Consider the following 21,930-nt stretch of genomic DNA (forward strand, 5'->3'; position numbering starts at 1 on the left):
AAATTGAGATTACGATTATCAAAACTAATTACATCAAAGATAACAATTATCCTGTTTTAGTCACAAATATGTTATTTGTATCCATTTTTCTATTTAAAATTAATAAAATGATTAATTTTAAATAAACAATCAGCAATATATTGCATTGCAGGTCAAAACACTGTAAGGTATACAGATTAAAAAATATAGATTTGTATAGATTTAATATTAACAAACCTTTAAATGTAATGAAAAGACGCTCTGCAATTAAGAACTTATCGATGGCTATAGGTGGCTTGGTAAGTTTACCTACTTGGGCTTCGGGTTGGACGAGCCAAAGTATCGGACAATTTTCTACTTTAGCCATCAATGATGAAGCTCTTCTAGCTGAGATTGTAGAGACCATCATTCCAGAAACGAATACCCCCGGTGCCAAATCATTAAAAGTACATCAATTCGCCATGCGCATGATTAATGATTGTTATGGCGAAGGCGCGCAGAATACGCTCAAACAAGGTCTTGTGTTAGTCAATGAACTTTCTCAACAAATAAATAATAAGACTTTTCTGGAAAGTAATGTCAATCAACGTACCAATGTATTACTTAAAATGAATACTGAGGCTAATCCTGTAGCAAAGCAATTTGCAGACATGATTAAACGATTGACAATTCAGGGCTACACCAATTCAGAATATTATATGGTGAATCAATTGAAATTCAATATGGCTCCTGGTTATTATCATGGCTGTGTACCGATTCCTAGATAGCCTTCAGTCGTCGGTCATCAGCTTCGGCCTAAAATTTTAAGGTGATGTTAATTCACAACTCATTCACTCAATTATTAAATGAATCATAAGATGTCATATTTAAATATCAACGCTATAAAAGACCGTACATTTGATGCCATCGTGATTGGCTCTGGGATTAGCGGTGGTTGGGCTGCAAAAGAACTAACAGGAAAAGGACTAAGAACCTTAGTATTGGAACGTGGCCGTGATGTAAAGCACGTTACCGACTACCCTACCACGATGATGAATCCTTGGGAGTTTGAACACCTTGGTCAATTGCCAAAAGCGATTAAAGATGCCAATCCTATTGTCAGTAGATGTTATGCTTTCAACGAAGACGCAGCCCATTTTTTCGTAAAAGATGCTGAACATCCTTATGTACAAGAAAAACCCTTTGATTGGATTAGAGGCTATCAGGTAGGTGGGAAATCGTTGATGTGGGCAAGAGGTACACAACGCTGGTCAGAACATGATTTTGATGGCCCTGCTCGTGATGGCTTTGCGGTAGATTGGCCCATTCGTTATGCAGATATTGCTCCTTGGTATAGTTACGTTGAAAAATTTGCAGGGATTTCAGGGAATAAAGATGGGCTTGCAAGTTTACCAGATGGCGAATTTTTACCACCCCACGAGATGTCTTGTGTAGAAAAGCACTTTAGTGAACAAACAGCCAAGCATTATAATAATACTCGTCCTGTAATTATCGGACGATGTGCGCACCTTACCAAACCTCAACCAATTCATTTACAACAAGGTAGAGGGCAGTGTCAAAACCGTTCCTTGTGCCAACGTGGCTGTCCTTATGGTGGATATTTCAGTAGTAACTCTTCTACCCTACCTTGGGCGGCTCGTACTGGCAAAATGACATTGAAGCCTGATTCAGTAGTACATTCTATCATTTTTGATGAAAAGAAAAACAAAGCAACAGGCGTTAGGGTGATTGATGCGCATACGAAGGAAATGACGGAGTATTATGCTAAAATCATTTTTGTGAATGCGGCTACGTTGAATTCTAACTTGATTTTGCTGAATTCTAAATCAAATCGTTTCCAGAACGGCTTAGGAAATGATAATGGTTTGTTGGGTAAATATATGGCTTTCCATAATTTCAGAACTACTATTACGGCTGAGTACGAAGGGTTTTTAAATACTACTACAGAAGGTATTCGTCCAAACAGTAGTTACATTCCTCGTTTTAGAAATATTTTCAAGCAAGAAACGGATTTCTTAAGGGGCTACGCCGCAGGATTTGGCTCAAGCAGAATTACTTCAAATGATACTTCGGGCATAGGCGAATCGTTAAAAGCAAGCTTAAACGAGCAACAATATGGAAATTGGCGAGTGGGCTCACACATGATGGGCGAAACCATTCCTAAAGAAAGTAATTTTGTAGCTTTAGATAGCAATCTAGTTGATCCTTGGGGAATTCCACAATTGAAAATTTCAGTGGCTTATGATGATAATGATGAAAAAATGATTGTAGATTTTCATAATGAGATGTCTGAAATGTTAACCAAAGCTGGCTTTATCAATATCCAAACTCATGATAAGCCTAATAAAGCACCTGGACTAGATATTCATGAAATGGGCGGTGTTCGTATGGGAAAAGACCCAAAAACATCTCTGTTGAATAAATGGAATCAGTTGCATACTTGTAAAAATGTATTCGTGACAGATGGTGCTTGTATGACCTCAACGTCAACCCAAAATCCATCATTAACTTTTATGGCCATTACTGCCCGTGCTGCAGATTATGCCGTAAAAGAATTGAGAAAAGGAAACTTGTAAAGTGAGGAATTTTGAGTTTAGAATGCGGAGTGATAAATAAATCAATAAACGATGACTTTAAGTCATTTTAACATAATAAACATGAAAAAAATCAATGCGTATTTACTAATCCTAAGCTTGTTAGTAAGCTTTATTACACAGGCTCAAACCCCTAAAAAAGGTAAGTGGATTAATCTTTTTAATCAAAAAGATTTAAGTGGTTGGAAGATTTATGGTACCGAAAAATGGTATGTTGAGAATGGTGAATTGATTTGTGAAAGTGGACCAGACAAAGAATATGGCTATCTAGGTACAGAGCAAAGCTTTCAGGATTTTGAATTGAGTCTTCAGTTTAAACAAGAAGCTGACGGTAACAGTGGGGTGTTTTTTCACTCAAGCATAGAAGGTACAAAAATTACAGGCTGGCAAGCAGAAGTAGCTCCTCCAGGGCGTTGGACTGGTGGGATTTATGAGTCTTATGGTAGAGGATGGCTGATTAAACCAACAGATGATAAAGACAAAGCCTTGAAAATGGGCGAATGGAATACCATGAAAATAAAAGTGGTGGGCAATCAAGTAACAACTTGGGTGAATGGACAAGAAATGATCACCCTGAATGATGATAAAATTGGAGGACGTGCAGGTATTATTGCCCTTCAGATTCATAGTGGTGGTGGCATAAAGGTAAAATGGCGTAATATAAAAGTGAAAAATTTATAATAACTCATGTTCATTATCAGGCAATGATTAGTTGCCTGATAATGAACGTATCTTACCAATGAGTACACGAATATTAACATCATTTTGAATAATTTACGCTTGTACTTGTTAAAATAAAGCTAATGTTTTATTTTTATGTAATTAGAATATGATAGCTTCTAATTCATTAACAAATACAATCAATATGAAAGTCCTACCATTTACGATTCCAGTGCCTCATGATAAAACCATCATTGTTCAAAAGGACGTTCTCCCTCATTTTTATCCCCACTTACACAGACATCAGGAAATTCAGATTATGTGGATTCAGCAAGGAGAAGGCACATTGATTGCTGATAATAATATGCACCGATTTCGTTCCAATGAAATCTATTGGTTGGGCGCTAACCAACCTCATCTTTTTAAAAGCGAAGCCTCGTATTTTCAGCCAAAAAGCAAAAAGAAAGTAATAGCTACTGCTATTTTCTTTAACCCAAGCGGACAATTAGCTTCATTTTTCGACTTACCAGAAATTAACCTACTAAAACGTTTTCTACAACAACACTCTAATGGCTTTAAAATTCCGCAAGAAAATGTAGCGGAAGTAATTAATAAAATACTATTGATTAAAAAGAGTACTGGGGTTAGCCAAATGCTACATTTTATCGATTTGCTTAAAAGTATCGCTTTAATTCCCTCCCTTTTACCCCTTTCAATGAGTACTCAACCGCAGAACTACAGCGAAAACGAAGGCCAAAGAATCAGCAACATCTATAATTTTATCATGCAAGAATACGAAAAGCCTATCACACTTGAGGATGCGGCGAATAAAGCCCACATGACACCCCATGCTTTTTGTAGGTATTTTAAAAAACATACTCGACATACATTTTTGTCGTTTCTTAACGAAGTAAGAATCAATGAAGCCTGTAAAAAATTAACCAACAGCAACAACGAGACCATCGCTAATGTGGCTTATAGTTGTGGGTTCAATAGTATTACAAATTTCAATCGGGTATTTAAACGCATTACCACTCAGTCTCCAAGCGAATACATTGAACGCTATTTTAATAATAATGAGGGAAAATAATCTCGTCTTTGTTGTTCAAAATAACTAATTCCCTCCCTCCTATTTCCTTCTAATTAATCGTCAAACACAGCATTCGTACAGTTATCTCTATAGCAAAATCTAAAGAGATGGTCATGCATTTTCTATCAAAATATCTTATTCATAAGCTAATGTATTTTAATTAATGGTAAACCCTTGATTTTAAAATCAAGGGTTTACCATTAACAATAAAGTTCAATTTAATATTAATATTGTCATGTAAATTTTCAGCATTCATCATTTATTTCATGAGCAAAACTATTGAAATCATCTTGTACTGTTGTTAAACTACAAATATTAAATTTCAACTCTCAAATTAAATTAATTATGAAAACAAGGTTACTTACAATCGTCTTGTTAGCTATATCGCTTATGGCTAATGCTCAAATGAAATTAACGGGTAGGTTTCTGTACACCCAAAATAATGAAAAGGTGATTCCACGAGGAGTCAATGAAATGTTTATTTATGCTGCAGATAAGTCTGGATATAGCACCTATCCTGAAATTAAAAAATCAGGCGCCAATATGATACGCATTACATGGAATACGACAGGCTCAGTATCAGACCTCAAGAACTCTATTTATAACTGCGTTACCAGAGGCTCTGCCATTCCTGTAGTTACCGTTAATGATGCCACTTGTGATTTTAGTAAGCTACAAACTTGTGTAAATTTTTGGCTAAAAGCTGACGTCAAAGCGGCTATGATGGATTTTAAGAAGTGGACTGTCTTGAATATCGCCAATGAAGCAGGAGATGGCAATGTATCAAAAGCCACATATTTAAGTTCTTATAAAAGTGCTATCACACAGTTACGCAATGCGGGATATACTATTCCGATTATGATTGATGCCAATGGTTGCGGACAGAACCTTCAAATGTTAAAAGATACGTGGAGTGAATTATTGAACCATGACCCTTTGAAGAAAATCATTTTCTCAGCCCATACCTATTGGACAGATGGCGGAAATGCTAAGTTTTTGGATATGGTCAATTATGCTAAAAACAATAATATGCCATTTATTTTTGGCGAAGGACCACAGCAAAAAGCATGGGATTGTAATACCAATATTGACTATAAATATGTCATGCAGATTTGTCAAACGAATGAAATCGGCTGGTTAGCTTGGTCATGGGGAGTGGTTAAAAATGGTGACTGTCAGGCGGCTCGTTCACATGACATTACTACTGATGGCATATATGGCAATTGGGTGAGTCAATGGTCACAAGATATTGTTTTTTATAATACTTATAGTATTCAAAAGACTTCTGTTCGCCCTGCTTCTCTAACGGCCAGTAATCCATTTGCTAGGGTTGCAGCAACTGATTATGAATCAGAAAATTCTCAGAATGAAGCAGAATTATATCCGAATCCAGCAAAAAGTAACGCTACTATTTCACTCCCGAATGATGCAAGCACACAAGTACAGATTGATGTAGTTTCGATGTTGGGAACTGTGGTCAGTCAAAAAACTTATACAGTACAGTCTTGTGATAGAACCTTAGAGATAGACTTAGAAAACATAAAAAGCGGAAACTACATTATTAAATCTACCCGCGGGAATAGGGTTGCTTCTTCTAAATTAGTTATCGAAGAGTAATTGACGAAAGCATTAAAATCATCTAACCATAAAAAATACAAAAGACATCTTCAAATTACGCATGAAGATGTCTCTGTATTGTATCGTTCCGTTAGTCAGCTATATTCCTAAGATTGAAAATGTCTTTACTCTGCTAAAAAACTCATAATTTCATCCGAAAAAGGCTGTGTTCTGTAAGTTCCATTATGATTCCCTTTTACTAATTTTAAGGTAGCATTTTTGAAATATGTTTGTAGTATTTTAGGGTCTCCATTATCTAAATCCTCATCTCCACAAATAATTAATACAGGTTTTTTATGCTTCATCAATTCAGAAGGCAAGGCAACGGGCTGATATTTTTGGAGAAAACCTAAGGCTATCGTATCTGCTCCAATTGATTTGGCATAAGCAACAGCTCCTTGTGTCTCAAGATGTAAATGTGCTTTTCCGCTAAAGGCATCAGCAAACATCTTTCTCCTGTCCCACTCAGGATTGGTAAAGTATTGACCTACGCCCCCCAAAACAGATTTACTTACTCTTTTGTCTTTCGTTAATAATTTAGTCGCTACAATAGCCCCTCTTGAATAGCCGACTAAGATATAATCTTTAATTTTCAAGGCTGAAACAATACTCATTACATCTTTTACTTCAGCATCATTTTGATAATACTTATCCTCATGGGGCTTGTCGGAAGCACCATTTCCACGCAAATCTGGCACAATCACTCGAAAGCCTTTTGCTATCAAATCTTTATATAATAAAGTTTTTCGCCAGTTTGCACCCGTATTGATAAAACCATGTAACAAGACAACAGGCTTGCCTCTTCCAGTATCTTCATAAGCAATGCGTTGTCCGTCAGCAGCTTTTAAGTACTTGAAATGCTGAGCCTTTACATTGAAAGACAAAAGGATTAGCAAACAAAAAATGAATGTTTTTTGAGGACTTTTCATTAAATTATAGTTTAATTATTTCCGTTGATTTTACTATTTTGATCCGACTCCAGTTCTAATTATATTGTCAATATTACTCCACAAAAATCTCATCAACCAACAACCAAGCTTTGCCCCCTGCTCCATATTCTCCTGCTGGAATAATGCCTTTATTTTCTGCCTGTACTTTTATGAAACGAGCTTTCTTTGTGGCTATTTTAGCGCTAATTTGATTAATTCCATTCGCAGGAAAATCAGAGGTACGATATACTTCTTGATAATGAATGCCGTCTTCCGACAATGAAAAAACCAATTTATTCGGCTCCCACATTCTTTGCCAATGGTATTTCAAAATATTAATTCCTATCTGACTAATTGACTGAACACTTTCTAAATCAATGGTTGCTTCTACATTTTCTCCGCTAAAGCCCACCCATTGCATATTGTTGTACCTACTATTTCCAGCCAGTCCATTTACCAACACAAAAGGTACCGCAGGATTGTAACCAGCTTTAGGTTGATTGCCTAATGTCACCTTTTTAGCAATGGCTTTATGATAGCTAAATACCTGCTCAAATGCTTGTCCATAAGGTTTACTACCCACAAATATTTGGGCTTTCAAATATGCGCTTTTATCAATAACTATCTGATTACTATATACCTTATCATTTATCGTTGGTATTTTCCCATCTAACGTATAGTGAATAGTTGTATTAGGTAATGTACTAGCTAAATGCACCGTTGTATTACCCGATTTATCCATCAAGAAATCATACGTAAATTCCTCAAAGCGGTCGAAGAAGTTTACTTCCTTCTGAGTAAGAATAGCTCTGTGTTGACGTAATCTAACCAGAAAATCATCATAATTACGAAGTTCTTTTTGCGACCAAGCAATTTCTGACAAAGCCAACGCTCTTGGGAAAGCCATGTACTCTACATGCTTCGTTGTCGGCATATATTCCGACCAAACATTTGCTTGTACACCTTTGATATATTGTTCGTCTTCGGGTCTCAATTCAGCCGAAATAGGTTCGTAACTATATACTTTTGAAAGTGGTGTGAAGCCCGCTGCTGCCGTAGGCTCATTTGCTTGTAGTGACTGATAATAATCTAAATACAGGTGACTCTCAGGCGTCATAATTACATCATGCTTTTGCTTAGCCGCAGCAATGCCTCCTGCTTCGCCTCTCCAACTCATTACGGTTGCTTTGGGACTCAATCCACCTTCTAAGATTTCATCCCAACCGATTATTTCACGTCCTTTGCTATTGACATACTTTTCTATTTTTCTGATAAAATAGCTTTGCAATTCATGCTCATCGGCTAGATGCTCTTCTATCATACGTCTCTGGCATTTAGGACAAACTTTCCAGCGTGTTTTAGGACATTCGTCTCCCCCAATATGGATATATTTTGAAGGGAAAAGAGGGATTATTTCATCTAATACATTTTTCAGGAAGATAAATGTACTGTCATTTCCAGCACAGTAAACATCATCAAAAACACCCCAAAAAGTAGCCGTTTTATAAGAGCCTGTTGTACAACCTAAATTCGGATAAGCCGCTAATGCTGCTACTGCATGACCAGGCATTTCTATCTCAGGAATGATGGTAATATATTTTTCGGAAGCATATTTTACTAATGTTTTTACTTCTTCTTGGGTATAAAATCCACCGTATTTTTTTCCATCAAATCGATGTGGTGAGTCTTTTTTATGACCAATAATAGTCTCGTCCCGATACGCTGAAACACTTTGTAAGCGGGGGTATTTCTTAATTTCAATTCGCCAACCTTGGTCTTCTGTAAGGTGCCAATGGAAAGTGTTGATTTTATAAAAGGTGAGTAAATCAATGTATTTCTTCAGAAAAGATAATGGGAATAAATTCCTACCAACATCTAAATGCAAACCACGATAAGCGAATCTTGGATAATCATTCACACGACAACCCGCTAACTTAAAGCCATTATTTTGAGCTTGATAAACGATTTGTATCAAGCTTTGAATCCCATAAAAAACGCCTGCTTCATCATGCCCGATTACTTCAATAGCATTTTTAGTAATATTCAGTTGATAGCCTTCTTGTTTTAAAACCTTGCTTGAATCAATTCTCAGACTAATATAATTTGCTTTTGTTTGGGTTGAAATGGGAAAAGAATAACGTGTTAATGAAGAAAGTGCTTCGCGAAGTAAACCACTATTTTTTGCAAGCGAAGCCGATGGTTTGACAATGGTCGTATTCGTATTTAGTTGAAATATTTCTTTATTAAGCACAACAGAAACGGGCTTGGGAATAATAGCAATGCTTTGGGCAAAAGAGGCATTTGATGCTACAAAAAACACCAACGATAAAATGAGACTAAAACGATTTTTCATTTTTGACATGAGAAGGGATGGATTGAAAACGAAAAATGTTTTTGAGATATTTGAAAATTATAATACCTCAAAAACAAAAAAAATCAACGCTTATTGCTCAACGCTATTTACTCCAATTCTTTCTTAAAAATCTCAACCAATTGCCATGCATGATGTTTTCAATGTCTGTTTGAGAATAACCTCTTTTCTCTAAAATGGCTGGTATCGTCTGTAAATCAGCAATGGTATCTAAATCATAAGGACCTTGTTCTGTGCCAAAAGCTCCGTCTAAATCTGAACCTATACCTACATGAAGGGCGTTCCCTGCCAGTTGACAAATATGGTCGAGGTGGTCTACCATGACAGCCAAGTTACAGTTCATTCCCTCAGGTGTCGATTTACCTCTTACCCAATTAGGAACCATCATCCAAGCGTCTAATGCTCCGCCAATTACGGCATCTCTACTAATTAATTCCTTTATTTGTTCGTCGCTAAACTGTCTATTATGGTTCACTAAGCTTCTGCATAAATTATGGCTTGCCCAAACAGCCCCATTGAAATGATCCATGGCTTCCCAAAAACTATCATCACATAAATGCGTAGCATCCAAAATGATGTTGAGTCTTTCCATTTCTTTCAGTAAATCTTGCCCAGCTTTACCCATAAAACCAGTCGCATCTGTTCCTTGAGCATAACGTCCTGGACCATAGTGTGCAGGACCAATAGCACGCAAACCATATTGATAGGCTCGCTCTACATGATTGATAGTCACTAGCGAATCTGCTCCCTCTAAGCTTAAAATATAACCAATAGGCTTACTTTCGTTGGGTGTGCCATCATTCCAAAGGGCAAGGTGTTTTTCTAATGATTCAAGGTTATTGATTTGAACCATCTCGCCACATTCCTCCATGCTTTTATACCATGCTACTTGTCCTTGGGTTTGTGCCCACGCTTGTTCTGGCGATGCCCAACCTGGTAAGGTACTATCAGGTTTTACAAAACGTGCTATTTGTGTTGCTACGACCAATCCTATATTTCCTTTTCTTAACTCAGGAAAAGTAACCGTTCCTTTGGCACGATCTGGTTTATCGGTCATGCCTTTTTCTCTCTCCCGAATTTCAGAGACTGATAATCTTAAATCACGATTCCATTCCATCGCATTCATGCTAAGGTCAAGATGTGCGTCTATTGTAAACATATGCTATTTCGTATAAGACAAGTGTTGAACTTGTCAGATTTTTCAATGAATTCAGATATGATGCGCAAAAAGACTTTCCAGTCCTAAAAAGTCTCTGGAAAGTCTATATAACAATTGTCAAGCCTTATTTAATGATATAAAACAATATTCACTAATCGCCCTCAATAATTGATTTGTCTGTCTCTGGCAATAATTTTCCATTTTTCCCCTGTCAATACTTCATGCACTACAATATTTGCTTTTTCGTACAAAGCACATGTTGGGCAAATATGAATAGGTAATCCATAAAAAACGTCCCCGATTTGATAACTATGGTTTTCGGGAACACCCAGCACCAAATGTTCTTCACTTTGTCCGATAAAAGTTACGTCGGGAGCATTCAAGAAAAATACTCTTCTATCCAAAGGGTTCTCTGCTGCTACAGACTTGTGCCCTAAATCCAAACAGATTTTATTTTTATCAGGCAGAGAAATTACCCGACTTATCACTAACGCTGCTGGTTCAAAATCTTGCTCAGGGAAAGAATCTAGATAACCTTTATCCCAATACACAAAAGTGCCAGGACTACATTCTACCTTATCCCTTTTCGCATGAATCGGAAACGTTGGTGTTCCTCCCGCTACAATATTGAGGTTTTGAATGCCTTTTCCTATTAGTTTTTCTACTAAATCATTTACAGCTTGGAAAGCCGTATTGCATTGTTGAGTACGAACATCAAGGTCTAAATCTTTGATGTTACCATCATAAATATGGAAGCCTTCCACTGACAAGGCTTTTATATCTTCTAAAGAAAGGATTAATTCAAATGCATTTTCTGGTAAAATCCCTGTGCGATTCATACCAACATTCAAATCGACATAAAGCGATAAAGTAAGGTCATTCTCCTGAGCGATTTTCGCCATCTCTTTGGCTACCGCCAGAGAATCGACCAGACACGAAAATTTTATTTCAGGAAAGTGTTTGATGATTTCAATCAAACGAAACAATTTAGCCCCTACTGGCTGATATGCCAAGAGTACATCCTTGGCTTTAGCAATTGCCAAGAGTTCAGTTTCTGCAATGGTAGCACATTTGAATTTCTGAATACCTGCTTCTTGTAACAACTTGGTTACTTCTAAGGTTTTATGCGTTTTGATGTGTGGTCTCAAACGGCTGACATCATCAATAGAAGCAACAAGCTTTTGGATATTACGCTGTACGATGTCTGGAAAAACTACCAATGCAGGCGTATCAAGCGTATTAATATTTTCAATGTTGTACCCAATAGTGTTATTACTCATGGCCTAGTCTTCATGAAGTTCAAACATCGCCTCAATTTCTACAGGAATATTATCTGGAAGTGTTCCCATACCTACTGCACTTCTTACCCCAATGCCGTTTTCTGTTCCCCATACTTTGGCAAAAAGCTCACTACAACCATTGATGACGTAAGGATGGCGCTCAAATTCTGACACGCAATTGACCATGCCCAAAATTTTGATAACACGCTTTACTCTATCTAAACTACCAAGATGTGTTTTGATGGTTGAAAGCATGGTTAAGCCCACTTGACAAGCCGCTAATTTTCCTTCTTCAATATCTAAGTCTTTGCCAATTCTGCCAATGATCAAGCTTTTATCGTCTCTTACAGGGCCATGTCCAGATAGGTAGAGGTATTTGCCATCTATTAAGTAAGGTTTATAAACACCTAAAGGAAGAGGTGCTGGAGGTAGGGATAATCCGAGCGTTTCAAAAGATTGTTCTGGACTAAGTAATTCAATAACGTTCATAATAGTAATTGTTTTTGTTTCAAATTTGTGTTGATGAAGCTTTTCATAAAACCTTCATCATGCATTTTGCAAGGTTTAAAAAAGTAATATAAGTGTTGCCCTTATCAATCCTGACGTTTTCTATGAAGAAAATCCGTGAATTATTTCATTAATTTACTATAAATGAACACCTTACAGCATTAATTAAGAGAATTATTTTCACAAATTTTTATCCTGTCAATAACGGATTGAAAGTAATAATATGCTGACGTCCTACTTCGCACCGTCTATCGAACTTTGGGTTGCTTTTGGGGTATTGAGTTTTCTGAATTTTGCATTTTCAATTTTCAATACTGCCGCATTTTTCCATTGATTGTTAGTGTAAAAGCGTTGACCATTTACGGCACTTACGACTAACCCAATGGTGGTGGGAGCATTGTAGATTTTAGCATCAAAATCTTTTTTGTATTCTACCAATTCGCTTTTATAGCCCAAAATACTCACTTTGGTATTGGCATTTCCTTCTATATGTGTCAGCACAAAGTTTTTGCGTGTTCCATATCTCCAGTCTTCAAATCCACTTCTTTGCACAATAGCATAAATGTACTTTTCATCGTTCGACTGCGTGTACCAAATATTATCTTCACGCACGACAGAAAGGGGTTTTACGGCATGAATGGCTTCAGCATTGGCAAAATTCCAAAGGGCTATTTCTTGTAAAAGTGCTTGTTGTTCTATCTGCAACTCTCCGTCTTGCTTAGGGCCAACATTCAATAAGAAATTACCTCCTTTTGCCCTGATTTCAACGAGCATATTGATGATTTCTGTACCAGATTTATGAGGGTCATTCGTTGGTTTGTACTGCCAATCTGTGCCCATCGTATAACAAGCCTCCCAAGGACGCGCCATCGGTTCATCAGGTGTATTTTGCTCAGGCGTTGTCATGATATCACGCGTAATCACCAATTCTGGATTCAAACTCCAAGCATATTCACGTAGTCCATCGCCTGGCCCATCAATAAAAAGAATATCTACTTTGCCGTAATTAGTCAATAATTCCTTCAATTGCTTTTTATCATAATCCATCAAGCCTTTGTTATTAGCAGGAAAGTGCTCTGGCAATTGTAAACGACCTATCTGGATATTGTTCTTATGAAAATAGTTAAAGTCTTCTGGCGAGAAATAAATTCCAATGGCAATTCCTTCTTTTCTGAAAGCATCAATAATTTCTTTGGTAAGGTCTTTTCCATAAGGAGTGTTCATCACATTGAAGGGCGTGGTTTGTGTATTAAACATACAAAAACCAGAGTGATGTTTCGCCGTAAAAACTACATACTTCATGCCTGCTAACTTGGCACTCTTTGCCCAATCAGTAGGGTTAAATTTGTTAGGATTAAAGTATTTGGGTAATTCGTCGATGTATTTTTCAACATATTCGTTTGAAGCTCCTGCCAAGGAATGACTGATAACTGCTCCTAAAGAGACATCTACATTCCAATGAATAAACATCCCAAAAGCTAAATCTTGAAACCAATTTATGCGTTCTGGCTTGTTATTTATTTGTACTTTTTGTGCCTGAATTTGTATCGTAAAACAAATACAAATCAAGAATATTACTATCTTTTTTAAAAACATAATCTTATGATAAACAATTGTGATTAAGCAATTTATGAAATTACAAAAGTTTATTGATTTTTAGTACTTCACCCCGTATTGACGAACATTGAGGCGTTCGTCAATACAGATGAAGTATTTATATAAAATTGGATAATAGTCTATTGTTTATCCCACCAAACTCGGGTTAATAAATCATCCACCCCTTGTCTTTGTACTGCTTCGTTATATGAAGCTCTGTTAAGCGTCTGCTCTAAAACAGGGTACAAGAATCGACGGAATATTTTACCACCAGTAGCATTACCTGGATATACGTTTGGTGTCAAAGCTGGATAACCCGTACGACGGTAGTTGTTATATACTTCCTGAGCATCAGGGAAAAGGCCTACCCAAACTTCATTGTAAATCTGTTCAATTTGAGTAGCTACTGAACCAGTAGTCTTTAAAGCATGAGCCGCCACATAACTATCAATACGAGTTCTGTCAATAACGTTGGTTGTCCCACTAATCAAATCCCACTGTCTCATCGATGCACGAATACCAGCTTCGTATAAACTAGTAGCCGTTTCGGCACTATACCAACCTCTTAAAGCAGCTTCTGCCAATAAGAAATTAGATTCTGCTGCCGTAAACAACAATAGAGGAGCATCTACTTTTAATACTGTTGTTTGCTTTGGTTCTGAATAAGTAACAAAATCAGAAGGCTTGGTTCCATTAATCGTAGCAGGCATACCTTTCTGAATACTTTCATCTGAACTAGCAGTTCCATTTACATATACTACAGAAAGCACTCCTAAGCGTGGGTCGTTATTAGCTTTTAATGAATTGATAAATACCTGCTGATATTTACCCCCTTCAGTATTGTTCACACCATCAGCACGTAAATAATTATCATTCAGCAATTGCCATGCCACTGGGTTTTTATTGATGTTCTGTCCCCCAGAAGTATAGCTCACTTTGGCAATGTCTGCATAGTCTCTGATTACACCACCAGCAACGGCTTTAGTCACCCAGCTTTGTGCACCTGCTGCATCTACTTTTGTCAAACGCATACCCAAACGTAACATCAACGAATAGGCAAACTTTTTCCATTGAGTAACATTTCCTTGGTAAATCAAATCAGAGTTACCGAAAGTAGTAGTATTAGAAGTTGTCAAGGCCGTAGCTGCCGCCTCCAATTCTTTCAACATATCTGCATAAACAGTACTCTGAGCATCATATTTAGGCTGAAATACAGAAAGATTATAGCCTTGTCCTGCTTGTGAATAAGGAATATCACCATACAAATCGGTAAGGCGACTGAAGCAATATACTCGCCAAATACGCGCTGTTGCATACAGATTTACCTTTGTAGGGTCATCTTTTACTGCTTTAATTACCTCCCCAATTTCATTAATTTGGTTTGGATAAGAGTTCGTAAATACGCCCCCTGTAGCATTCACTTGTGATGCTACATACTTAGATCCAAAACCTTCTACGTCATTATAGCTGGTAGTATATTGCATCAACCCAAATAAAAGGCTACCCTTATTTCCACTATTGGCTGCGCCATCATACAGGGCTTTGCTAAATATATAGGGAGTAGTAGGGACGGATACCGCATTGGGATTGGTATTGATTTCAGCGAAATCTCCATCGCAGGATGTAAGAAACATGCTACATGCTGCGAGTAAAGGGAATGTATATCTTGAAAATAACTGTTTCATTGTCTTGCTTTTTGTTAGAATTTCAAATTCAGGTTCAAACCGTATGAACGAGTACGAGGTAAGCCAACTGACTCGATACCTTGTGCTGCACCATTGGTCAAGCTTTGCTCTGGATCAAAATTGTCTGTTTTCTTATACAAAATCAGGAGGTTACGTCCTACTAATGATACGCTTGCCGACTGGATACCTAATGCTTTCAAGAAACCAGCAGGTAGGCGGTAAGAAATAATAATCTGACGTAGTTTCACAAAACTTGCATCATGCACAAATAATTCAGTATATCTGTTTAAGTTATTATAGTATGCACTACGCAAATTAGCCACAGGTACTGTATAAGAATAGGCATCTCCGTTGGCAGTAACACCGCTTAATGCTAAACCATTTTCACGACCTGGTAAGGTAGATTTCAACAATCCTAGACGAGTAGCATATACTTCCATTACTGAGAAGATACTACTACCAAACTTACCATCAACTAATACATCTAATGAGAAGTTTTTGTATTTGAATGAGTTCGTTAAACCCATTGTGTAAGGAGGAACACCATTGCCCAAAAACTGGTTGTTATCAGTTTGTAGAGGTAGGTTAGAGTTGGTATCATAAATAATTCTTCCCGCAGCGTCTGTCTTTTTACGGTATCCATAAATTCCCCCAAAAGGCATGCCTACTTGGTTGTTAATGAATGCGTTACCATTGGCAGAGTTTCCGATTGAAAAGGTACTGATACCATCCGCTAGCTTTAATACTTCGCTTTTGTTATAAGCAAAGTTGAAGCTCGTATTCCATGAGAAATTAGCAGATTTAATAGGAGTGCCTTCTATTAACAATTCTATCCCTTTGTTACTTAATTCACCTGAATTTAAAATAGCACTTGTATAACCTGATGCTCCTGAAATAGGCACACTTACAATATCATTTGATGATTTTTTGTCATATAAAGCGGCATCAAAATTTAAACGTCCTCCAAACAAGCGAGTACTTAATCCTAATTCAATCGTAGTAGAAGTGAACGGTTTTAATTCTGCATTAGTAATCGAAGTAGAGCTTACATTTTGTAATGGCACTGAGCTTGCACTTGGAACATTGCTATAAGCTAAGTTGATTGTATAAGGGTCAGGACCGCCCCCACCTACTTGTGCCCATGAACCACGCAATTTTACTTGATCAAATGCCTGTGGCATTCTTATCACATCTGATAAAATCAAACTTGTTCCAACACTTGGATAGAAGATATTATTGTTTTTAGGACTTAGTGTTGAAAACCAATCCTGACGGCCAGTCAGTGTTAAAAACCAGATTCCTTTATAATCTAAATCTGCTGAACCAAATACCGAATTTGTTTTAATATTACTAGAAACTGGAGTAGCGGTTGACGTTGACAAGTTTGAATAACTATAGAAATAAGGGATAGTGTAGCCCTGTCCATAGAAGTCAAATTGATTATTTGTAAACTGACGGGTATTACCCCCTGCTAACACTGATAATCCAATTGTTTCTGCAAATTTGGTATTATAGGCAGCCGTAATCATGCTGTTGGTTTCTGATACATCCGATTTGATGCCATCGTACTGACCTTGAGGGATATACTGCCCACCTGTTGGCTGAATACTCGTGAAATTATAACTATAAAAATCGCGCGTAGTAGTACCTTTTATCGTCAGGTTTTTTAATATATCATAAGAAATTGAGGCTTGACCAATAAAGCGATCTTTAGTATCTGTTTCTTTAAATTTATTGATAAAGAAGTAACCATTCGTTACAATGCCTGCATCGTTCCAGAAAATCTCGTTCCCATTTGCATCATATCCTGGGTTTAACCAACGTACATCCACAGTATTAGCTACTTCGTAAGGCATCCAGTTAGGGTTACCCAAAGCATCCCCTGCAATTGGTCTATTGTTACCTTTCTCAAGATTATACTGTACTACTGCTTCTGCTCTAAGACGGTCACTTAGTTTAGCTGAAATATTTAAGTTAGCGGTTTTACGGTTGTAAGTATTAGAAGGTAATATCCCTTTCGCATCCATATCTGCTAAAGAAAGACGATATAAAATTGCGTCGTTACCGCCAGAAAAAGCAATAGAGTTGGTGAAAGTAGTTCCTGTCTGATAAAAATTCTTCAAGTTATCCTTTTGGGCTACATACGGGTGAGTTTTACCATCAGCGGCTACATAATCAGTAGAGCCATCAATTTTTGAACCAAACGAACGACGACCTGTTCCTTGTGCTTGTGCCAATGTTGTTGGTTTTACACCACCATCGCCTTGTCCGTATTCATATTGGAAATCTGGGAATACAGAGATATTTTCCATAGAATATGTACCGTTGTATTCTACACCAATTCCTTTTTGTTGCTTCCCTTTTTTTGTCGTAATCAAGATTACCCCATTAGCACCACGTGAACCATACAAGGCAGCGGCAGCTCCACCTTTCAATACTGTCATTGATTCAATATCATCTGGATTGATGGCAGCAATACCATCTCCTCGGTCTGTTCCAGCTTTAGTTCCTAAGCCGTTAGGTAATGAACTTCCACCGGGAACACTGTTATCTATTGGCATCCCATTGATTACGTATAGCGGTTGGCTATTGCCTGTCAATGAACCATTACCACGAATAACCACACGACTGGAACCACCAGGGCCAGTAGATAGACCAGTAGCATTTACCCCAGCTATTTTACCTGTTAAACCATTGGCTACGTTGTTCTCACGTGCTTGTGTGAATTCTGAACCATTTATTTCTGATACTGAGTAAGCAAGCGCACGTTTGTCTTTCTTTACACCCAAGGCTGTTACAACAATCTCTCCAAGTTGCTGAACACTTTCTTTTAAAGTAACTGAAACAGAAGTTTGTCCTGCTGAAAGAGTCACCTCAAATGTTTCAAAACCCACGCTACTTACTACTAACGTAATATTTTTAGTTGCGATGTTATCTGGCAAGTTCAGTTTGAAATTTCCTTCTGCATCTGTACTTGTACCAACTCTTGGATTTTCTTTGATAAAAACCGCAGCACCAATCACTGGACTTGCATCTTTTGCAGAAATAACTTTTCCCCCTATTTCCTTAACTACACTCTTTTCTGATGGTTTCCGAAGATAAGTAACGGTATTTTTATTCACATTAGCATGCGAATAGCCACTTATTGCTAAACTTCCAATAAGAGAAAGCCATAAGAAGCGTTGAGGGCTTTTTAATAGTCTAATTTTTTTCATGCTTAAAAGTTTTTTATGGTAAATTGGATTCTGCAATAACTGCAAACAAATATTGCACTTATTGCAACAAACATATAAATTTTTTGCACACGAAAAACAAATTGTTAAAAAAATAATAACAAATTGTAATAAAAATGAGTATTTTTTCTTAAAAATTGCAAATTTTGCAATATAATTTACAATGAAACCTTCTGTTAATTTGCAGTTTTTTTATACCTTTGTTATATTCAATTTGATAAAATTTTAATAATTATAATGTCGATTAACTTATTAAAGAAAGAACGTAAAGATTTGATTTTAAAGGAAATCAATGTTCATACAAGAATATCTTTAGGAGAATTAGTAGAAGCGTTGAGTGTATCTGAAGACACCATTCGAAGAGATATTAATGAATTAGCAGAAGAGGGCGAAATTATCAAGATTAGAGGCGGGGCTATGTCAAAGGCTTATCACCACTCATCTAATCTGAAAGAAACGTATGCCCATAGTCATAAAGTAGAAATCGGACAAAAAGCATTTTCTTTATTGAAAGAAGGAATGTTAGTGCTGATTGGGGGGGGTACTACTATCCGAGAATTTGTAAAACTAATTCCAGAAGATTTTACGGCTACCTTCATGACAGTCAATCCTTTAACGGCTGTTGAATTATTGGACAAGCCCAATATCGAAATTATTTTGATTGGTGGACAGGTATCAAGATACAGTCAAATGTCTATTGGTGGAGAAGTACATCACCGACTTTCAGAAATGAAAGCAGATTTATGTATTTTGGGAACAAATGCTCTTGATGCACAAGGAGGCGTAACTGACTCTGACTGGGAAACAGTACAAGTAAAGAAGGCGATGATGAAGGCATCAGATAAAGTAGCGGTATTGGCAATTTCAGAGAAATTAAACTCTGTCATGAAAATGAAAGTAGCCGACCTACAAGAAATCGACTACTTAATTACTGAATTGCCTGCCAATTCTCCAGAATTATCTGCTTATCAAAATAGCAAATTGCAAGTGATATAATTGTGAATGAGTGATTGAGTGAGTTGTGATTGAGTGATTAAAAAAAGTTGAAAATAAATGAACTTGGGGAACTTACTTTCTGTGAATCGCCTTCCCAATCACTAAATCACTAAATCACACCTATCTAATCTCTGGTTTATATTTTACAAAGCCGAAGAGGTGTAAAAATACAGATCTCGACATTCTGAAATTAAAAGGTACTGAAATAAGCGATACTACTGTGATGGGTACGATATAGCCCATAATCGGAGGGTCATTAAAAAACCAATATAATACTACTCCCAACACGATTAATATTAATATGGAAAACCCATAGCTTACAAACATCGCTCCATACCAAAAGCCTGGTTCTACTTCGTAACGTAAATTACAAACAGGACAATTTGTATGCATTTCATCAAACTTATCTACGCGTAAGAATGAATATTTAAACATTTTACCTTCTCTACATTGTGGACATCTTTGTTCTACAATGGCTTCAAATTTAGAACGCTCTCTATCTAATTTTAAGGTCTGATACTGGCTCATAACTTTATTGTTTAATTACCTTTAAATGATTTTTATCATTTAATAATCATACAACAAAGCTACTACCGAGCCATCCAATCTAATGGTATTTAATAAGCAGCCTATAGGACTTTTTACTTATTTTAGTTGTGAGTTAGTGATTTAGTGATTTAGTGATTTAGTGATTTAGTGATTTAGTGATTGGGAAGGCGATTCACAAAAGTAAGTTCCCGAAAATTTATTTATTTTTCATTTTTTTTAATCACTCAATCAAAACTCACTAAATCACTCATTGTAAACACTCACTAAATCACTAAATATCTCTACCACGTTTGTTTTTTATGTCCAATCGTTGCGAAGTATAGTATGTATAAATAGCAAGGAATCAATATCAAATAAGCTTGTTGAACACCCACAGACTCGGCTATTTTTCCGTAGAAAAATGGCAAAATAGCACCGCCACCAATACCCATAATCAATAGAGCCGAACCAAATTCAGTCTTTTTACCCAAGCCTTTAATCGCTAAAGGAAAAATAGCTGGCCACATTAAAGAATTAGCCAAACCCAACAATGCTACAAAAGCAACAGAGGTAAAACCAGCCGTAAAGATGATGCCGATAGTAAATAGTACGCCAATAATACCACAATACATCAAGGCTTTATTTTGTGGAATATATTTCGGAATGGCCACAATACCTACGAAATAACCAACCAGCATAGCAACCAACGTTAGTGAAGTAAAGTTCTTAGAAACATCTAAGCTAATTCCTAATGAACTTCCGTATTGCCCTATGGTGTCTCCAGCAATTACTTCAACGCCTACACAACAAAAAATTGCTAAAATTCCTAATACCAAATTTACATGTTGGAATATACTTTTTCCACTTGCATCTTGAACAGCTTCGCTTTCATCCTTGCTTGTGTCAATTTCTGGCAAACTAGATTTATAAATCATAAATGCCAAAAGCAATAATGCAATAGCCATTACGATATAAGGCACGATAACACGTCCAGCCAATTCGTTTAATAATATTTCTTTTTCACTGGCAAGGCTAGTTTTTAACTGATTTTCAATGTCGCTTGCACCATCTAAAATAATTGCTCCTAAAATCAGCGGACTCAAAGCTCCTGCAATCTTATTACAAACGCCCATGATACTAATGCGTTGTGCCGCACTCTCAATCGGGCCTAAAATACTAATGTATGGATTGGATGCAGTTTGTAACAAAGAAATCCCTGCTCCTTGAATAAATAATCCTGTAAGAAATAATGCAAATGAACGACTCTGAGCAGCAGGTACAAATACAACAGCACCTATCGCCATTATTACCAACCCCAAAGCCATGCCATTTTTAAAGCCTACTTTTGTTAAAATAAAAGACGATGGTATCGCTAAAAAAACATAGGCAATATAAAAAGCAAAGGTTACTAAAAGCGCCTCGGCATATTCAAGTTCACAAGCAATTTTAAGAAATGGGATAAGGGTTCCGTTGAGCCAAGTGATAAAACCAAAGATGAAAAACAACATCCCGATGATAACAATGGGCGATAAAAAAGATTTATTTTTAGTCATAATGGTGGTTGGTTTGGGGCAAAATGTATAAATAAAGTACGTTGAAGGCAATGTTGAAAGGCACATATTAAATAAATTCACTACAGGCATAGCCCGTAGTGAATTCTAATGTTCAAGCATTATTAATATATAACCAGTTCTAACTAAATACTT

General features: G+C 36.8%; 16 protein-coding genes. 6 read left to right on the forward strand and 10 right to left on the reverse strand.

Annotated features, from left to right (window positions below):
* Positions 1 to 227 precede the first annotated feature (227 nt).
* From VB264_RS10410 to VB264_RS10430, 5 genes are all read left to right on the forward strand, one after another.
* Positions 228 to 746 (forward strand): gluconate 2-dehydrogenase subunit 3 family protein, encoded by a 519-nt coding sequence (locus VB264_RS10410; RefSeq protein ID WP_323249107.1) that lies wholly within the window; start codon positions 228 to 230, stop codon positions 744 to 746.
* A 90-nt stretch (positions 747 to 836) separates the two neighbouring features.
* Complete coding sequence (locus tag VB264_RS10415) at positions 837 to 2,555, forward strand: GMC family oxidoreductase (protein ID WP_323249109.1); 1,719 nt, start codon at positions 837 to 839, stop codon at positions 2,553 to 2,555.
* A gap of 81 nt (positions 2,556 to 2,636) precedes the next feature.
* The gene (locus VB264_RS10420; RefSeq protein WP_323249110.1) at positions 2,637 to 3,254 is read left to right on the forward strand and encodes a 3-keto-disaccharide hydrolase; all 618 of its coding nucleotides are present in this window, start codon (positions 2,637 to 2,639) and stop codon (positions 3,252 to 3,254) included.
* A gap of 184 nt (positions 3,255 to 3,438) precedes the next feature.
* Positions 3,439 to 4,323 (forward strand): AraC family transcriptional regulator, encoded by an 885-nt coding sequence (locus VB264_RS10425; RefSeq protein WP_323249111.1) that lies wholly within the window; start codon positions 3,439 to 3,441, stop codon positions 4,321 to 4,323.
* Between the two features lie 345 nt (positions 4,324 to 4,668).
* The gene (locus VB264_RS10430; RefSeq protein WP_323249113.1) at positions 4,669 to 5,940 is read left to right on the forward strand and encodes a T9SS type A sorting domain-containing protein; all 1,272 of its coding nucleotides are present in this window, start codon (positions 4,669 to 4,671) and stop codon (positions 5,938 to 5,940) included.
* A gap of 125 nt (positions 5,941 to 6,065) precedes the next feature.
* On the opposite strand, the gene VB264_RS10435 is transcribed toward VB264_RS10430, so the two are convergent.
* From VB264_RS10435 to VB264_RS10470, 8 genes are all read right to left on the reverse strand, one after another.
* Positions 6,066 to 6,869 (reverse strand): alpha/beta fold hydrolase, encoded by an 804-nt coding sequence (locus tag VB264_RS10435; protein WP_323249115.1) that lies wholly within the window; start codon positions 6,867 to 6,869, stop codon positions 6,066 to 6,068.
* Between the two features lie 73 nt (positions 6,870 to 6,942).
* Positions 6,943 to 9,231, reverse strand: coding sequence for a beta-N-acetylhexosaminidase (locus VB264_RS10440; RefSeq protein ID WP_323249117.1), 2,289 nt, complete (start codon positions 9,229 to 9,231; stop codon positions 6,943 to 6,945).
* 94 nt (positions 9,232 to 9,325) lie between these two features.
* Positions 9,326 to 10,399 carry a dipeptidase gene (locus VB264_RS10445; RefSeq protein ID WP_323249118.1) on the reverse strand — a complete coding sequence of 358 codons (1,074 nt, stop codon included), beginning with the start codon at positions 10,397 to 10,399 and terminating at the stop codon, positions 9,326 to 9,328.
* Positions 10,400 to 10,560: 161 nt separating this feature from the next.
* Positions 10,561 to 11,679: a D-TA family PLP-dependent enzyme gene (locus VB264_RS10450; RefSeq protein ID WP_323249120.1), complete on the reverse strand. Its 1,119-nt coding sequence runs from the start codon at positions 11,677 to 11,679 to the stop codon at positions 10,561 to 10,563.
* A 3-nt stretch (positions 11,680 to 11,682) separates the two neighbouring features.
* Positions 11,683 to 12,168: a RidA family protein gene (locus VB264_RS10455; protein ID WP_309924478.1), complete on the reverse strand. Its 486-nt coding sequence runs from the start codon at positions 12,166 to 12,168 to the stop codon at positions 11,683 to 11,685.
* Positions 12,169 to 12,420: 252 nt separating this feature from the next.
* Positions 12,421 to 13,782, reverse strand: a complete 1,362-nt coding sequence (locus VB264_RS10460) for an alpha-L-fucosidase (protein ID WP_323249122.1) — start codon at positions 13,780 to 13,782, stop codon at positions 12,421 to 12,423.
* A gap of 140 nt (positions 13,783 to 13,922) precedes the next feature.
* Positions 13,923 to 15,467, reverse strand: coding sequence for a SusD/RagB family nutrient-binding outer membrane lipoprotein (locus VB264_RS10465; protein WP_323249125.1), 1,545 nt, complete (start codon positions 15,465 to 15,467; stop codon positions 13,923 to 13,925).
* Between the two features lie 14 nt (positions 15,468 to 15,481).
* On the reverse strand, positions 15,482 to 18,682 hold the full coding sequence (locus VB264_RS10470; RefSeq protein WP_323249127.1) for a SusC/RagA family TonB-linked outer membrane protein: 3,201 nt from the start codon (positions 18,680 to 18,682) through the stop codon (positions 15,482 to 15,484).
* A gap of 255 nt (positions 18,683 to 18,937) precedes the next feature.
* Here VB264_RS10470 and VB264_RS10475 point away from each other — a divergent pair, with 255 nt between their 5' ends.
* The gene (locus tag VB264_RS10475) at positions 18,938 to 19,696 is read left to right on the forward strand and encodes a DeoR/GlpR family DNA-binding transcription regulator (protein WP_309924468.1); all 759 of its coding nucleotides are present in this window, start codon (positions 18,938 to 18,940) and stop codon (positions 19,694 to 19,696) included.
* Positions 19,697 to 19,816: 120 nt separating this feature from the next.
* Here the strand turns inward: VB264_RS10475 and VB264_RS10480 are convergent, their stop codons facing one another.
* Positions 19,817 to 20,224 carry a DUF983 domain-containing protein gene (locus VB264_RS10480; RefSeq protein ID WP_323249129.1) on the reverse strand — a complete coding sequence of 136 codons (408 nt, stop codon included), beginning with the start codon at positions 20,222 to 20,224 and terminating at the stop codon, positions 19,817 to 19,819.
* A gap of 302 nt (positions 20,225 to 20,526) precedes the next feature.
* On the reverse strand, positions 20,527 to 21,777 hold the full coding sequence (locus VB264_RS10485; protein WP_323249131.1) for a sugar MFS transporter: 1,251 nt from the start codon (positions 21,775 to 21,777) through the stop codon (positions 20,527 to 20,529).
* Positions 21,778 to 21,930 lie beyond the last annotated feature (153 nt).

Origin of the sequence: Arcicella aquatica, from assembly GCF_034928825.1 — a bacterium.
In the GTDB taxonomy this organism is placed as follows: domain Bacteria; phylum Bacteroidota; class Bacteroidia; order Cytophagales; family Spirosomataceae; genus Arcicella; species Arcicella aquatica.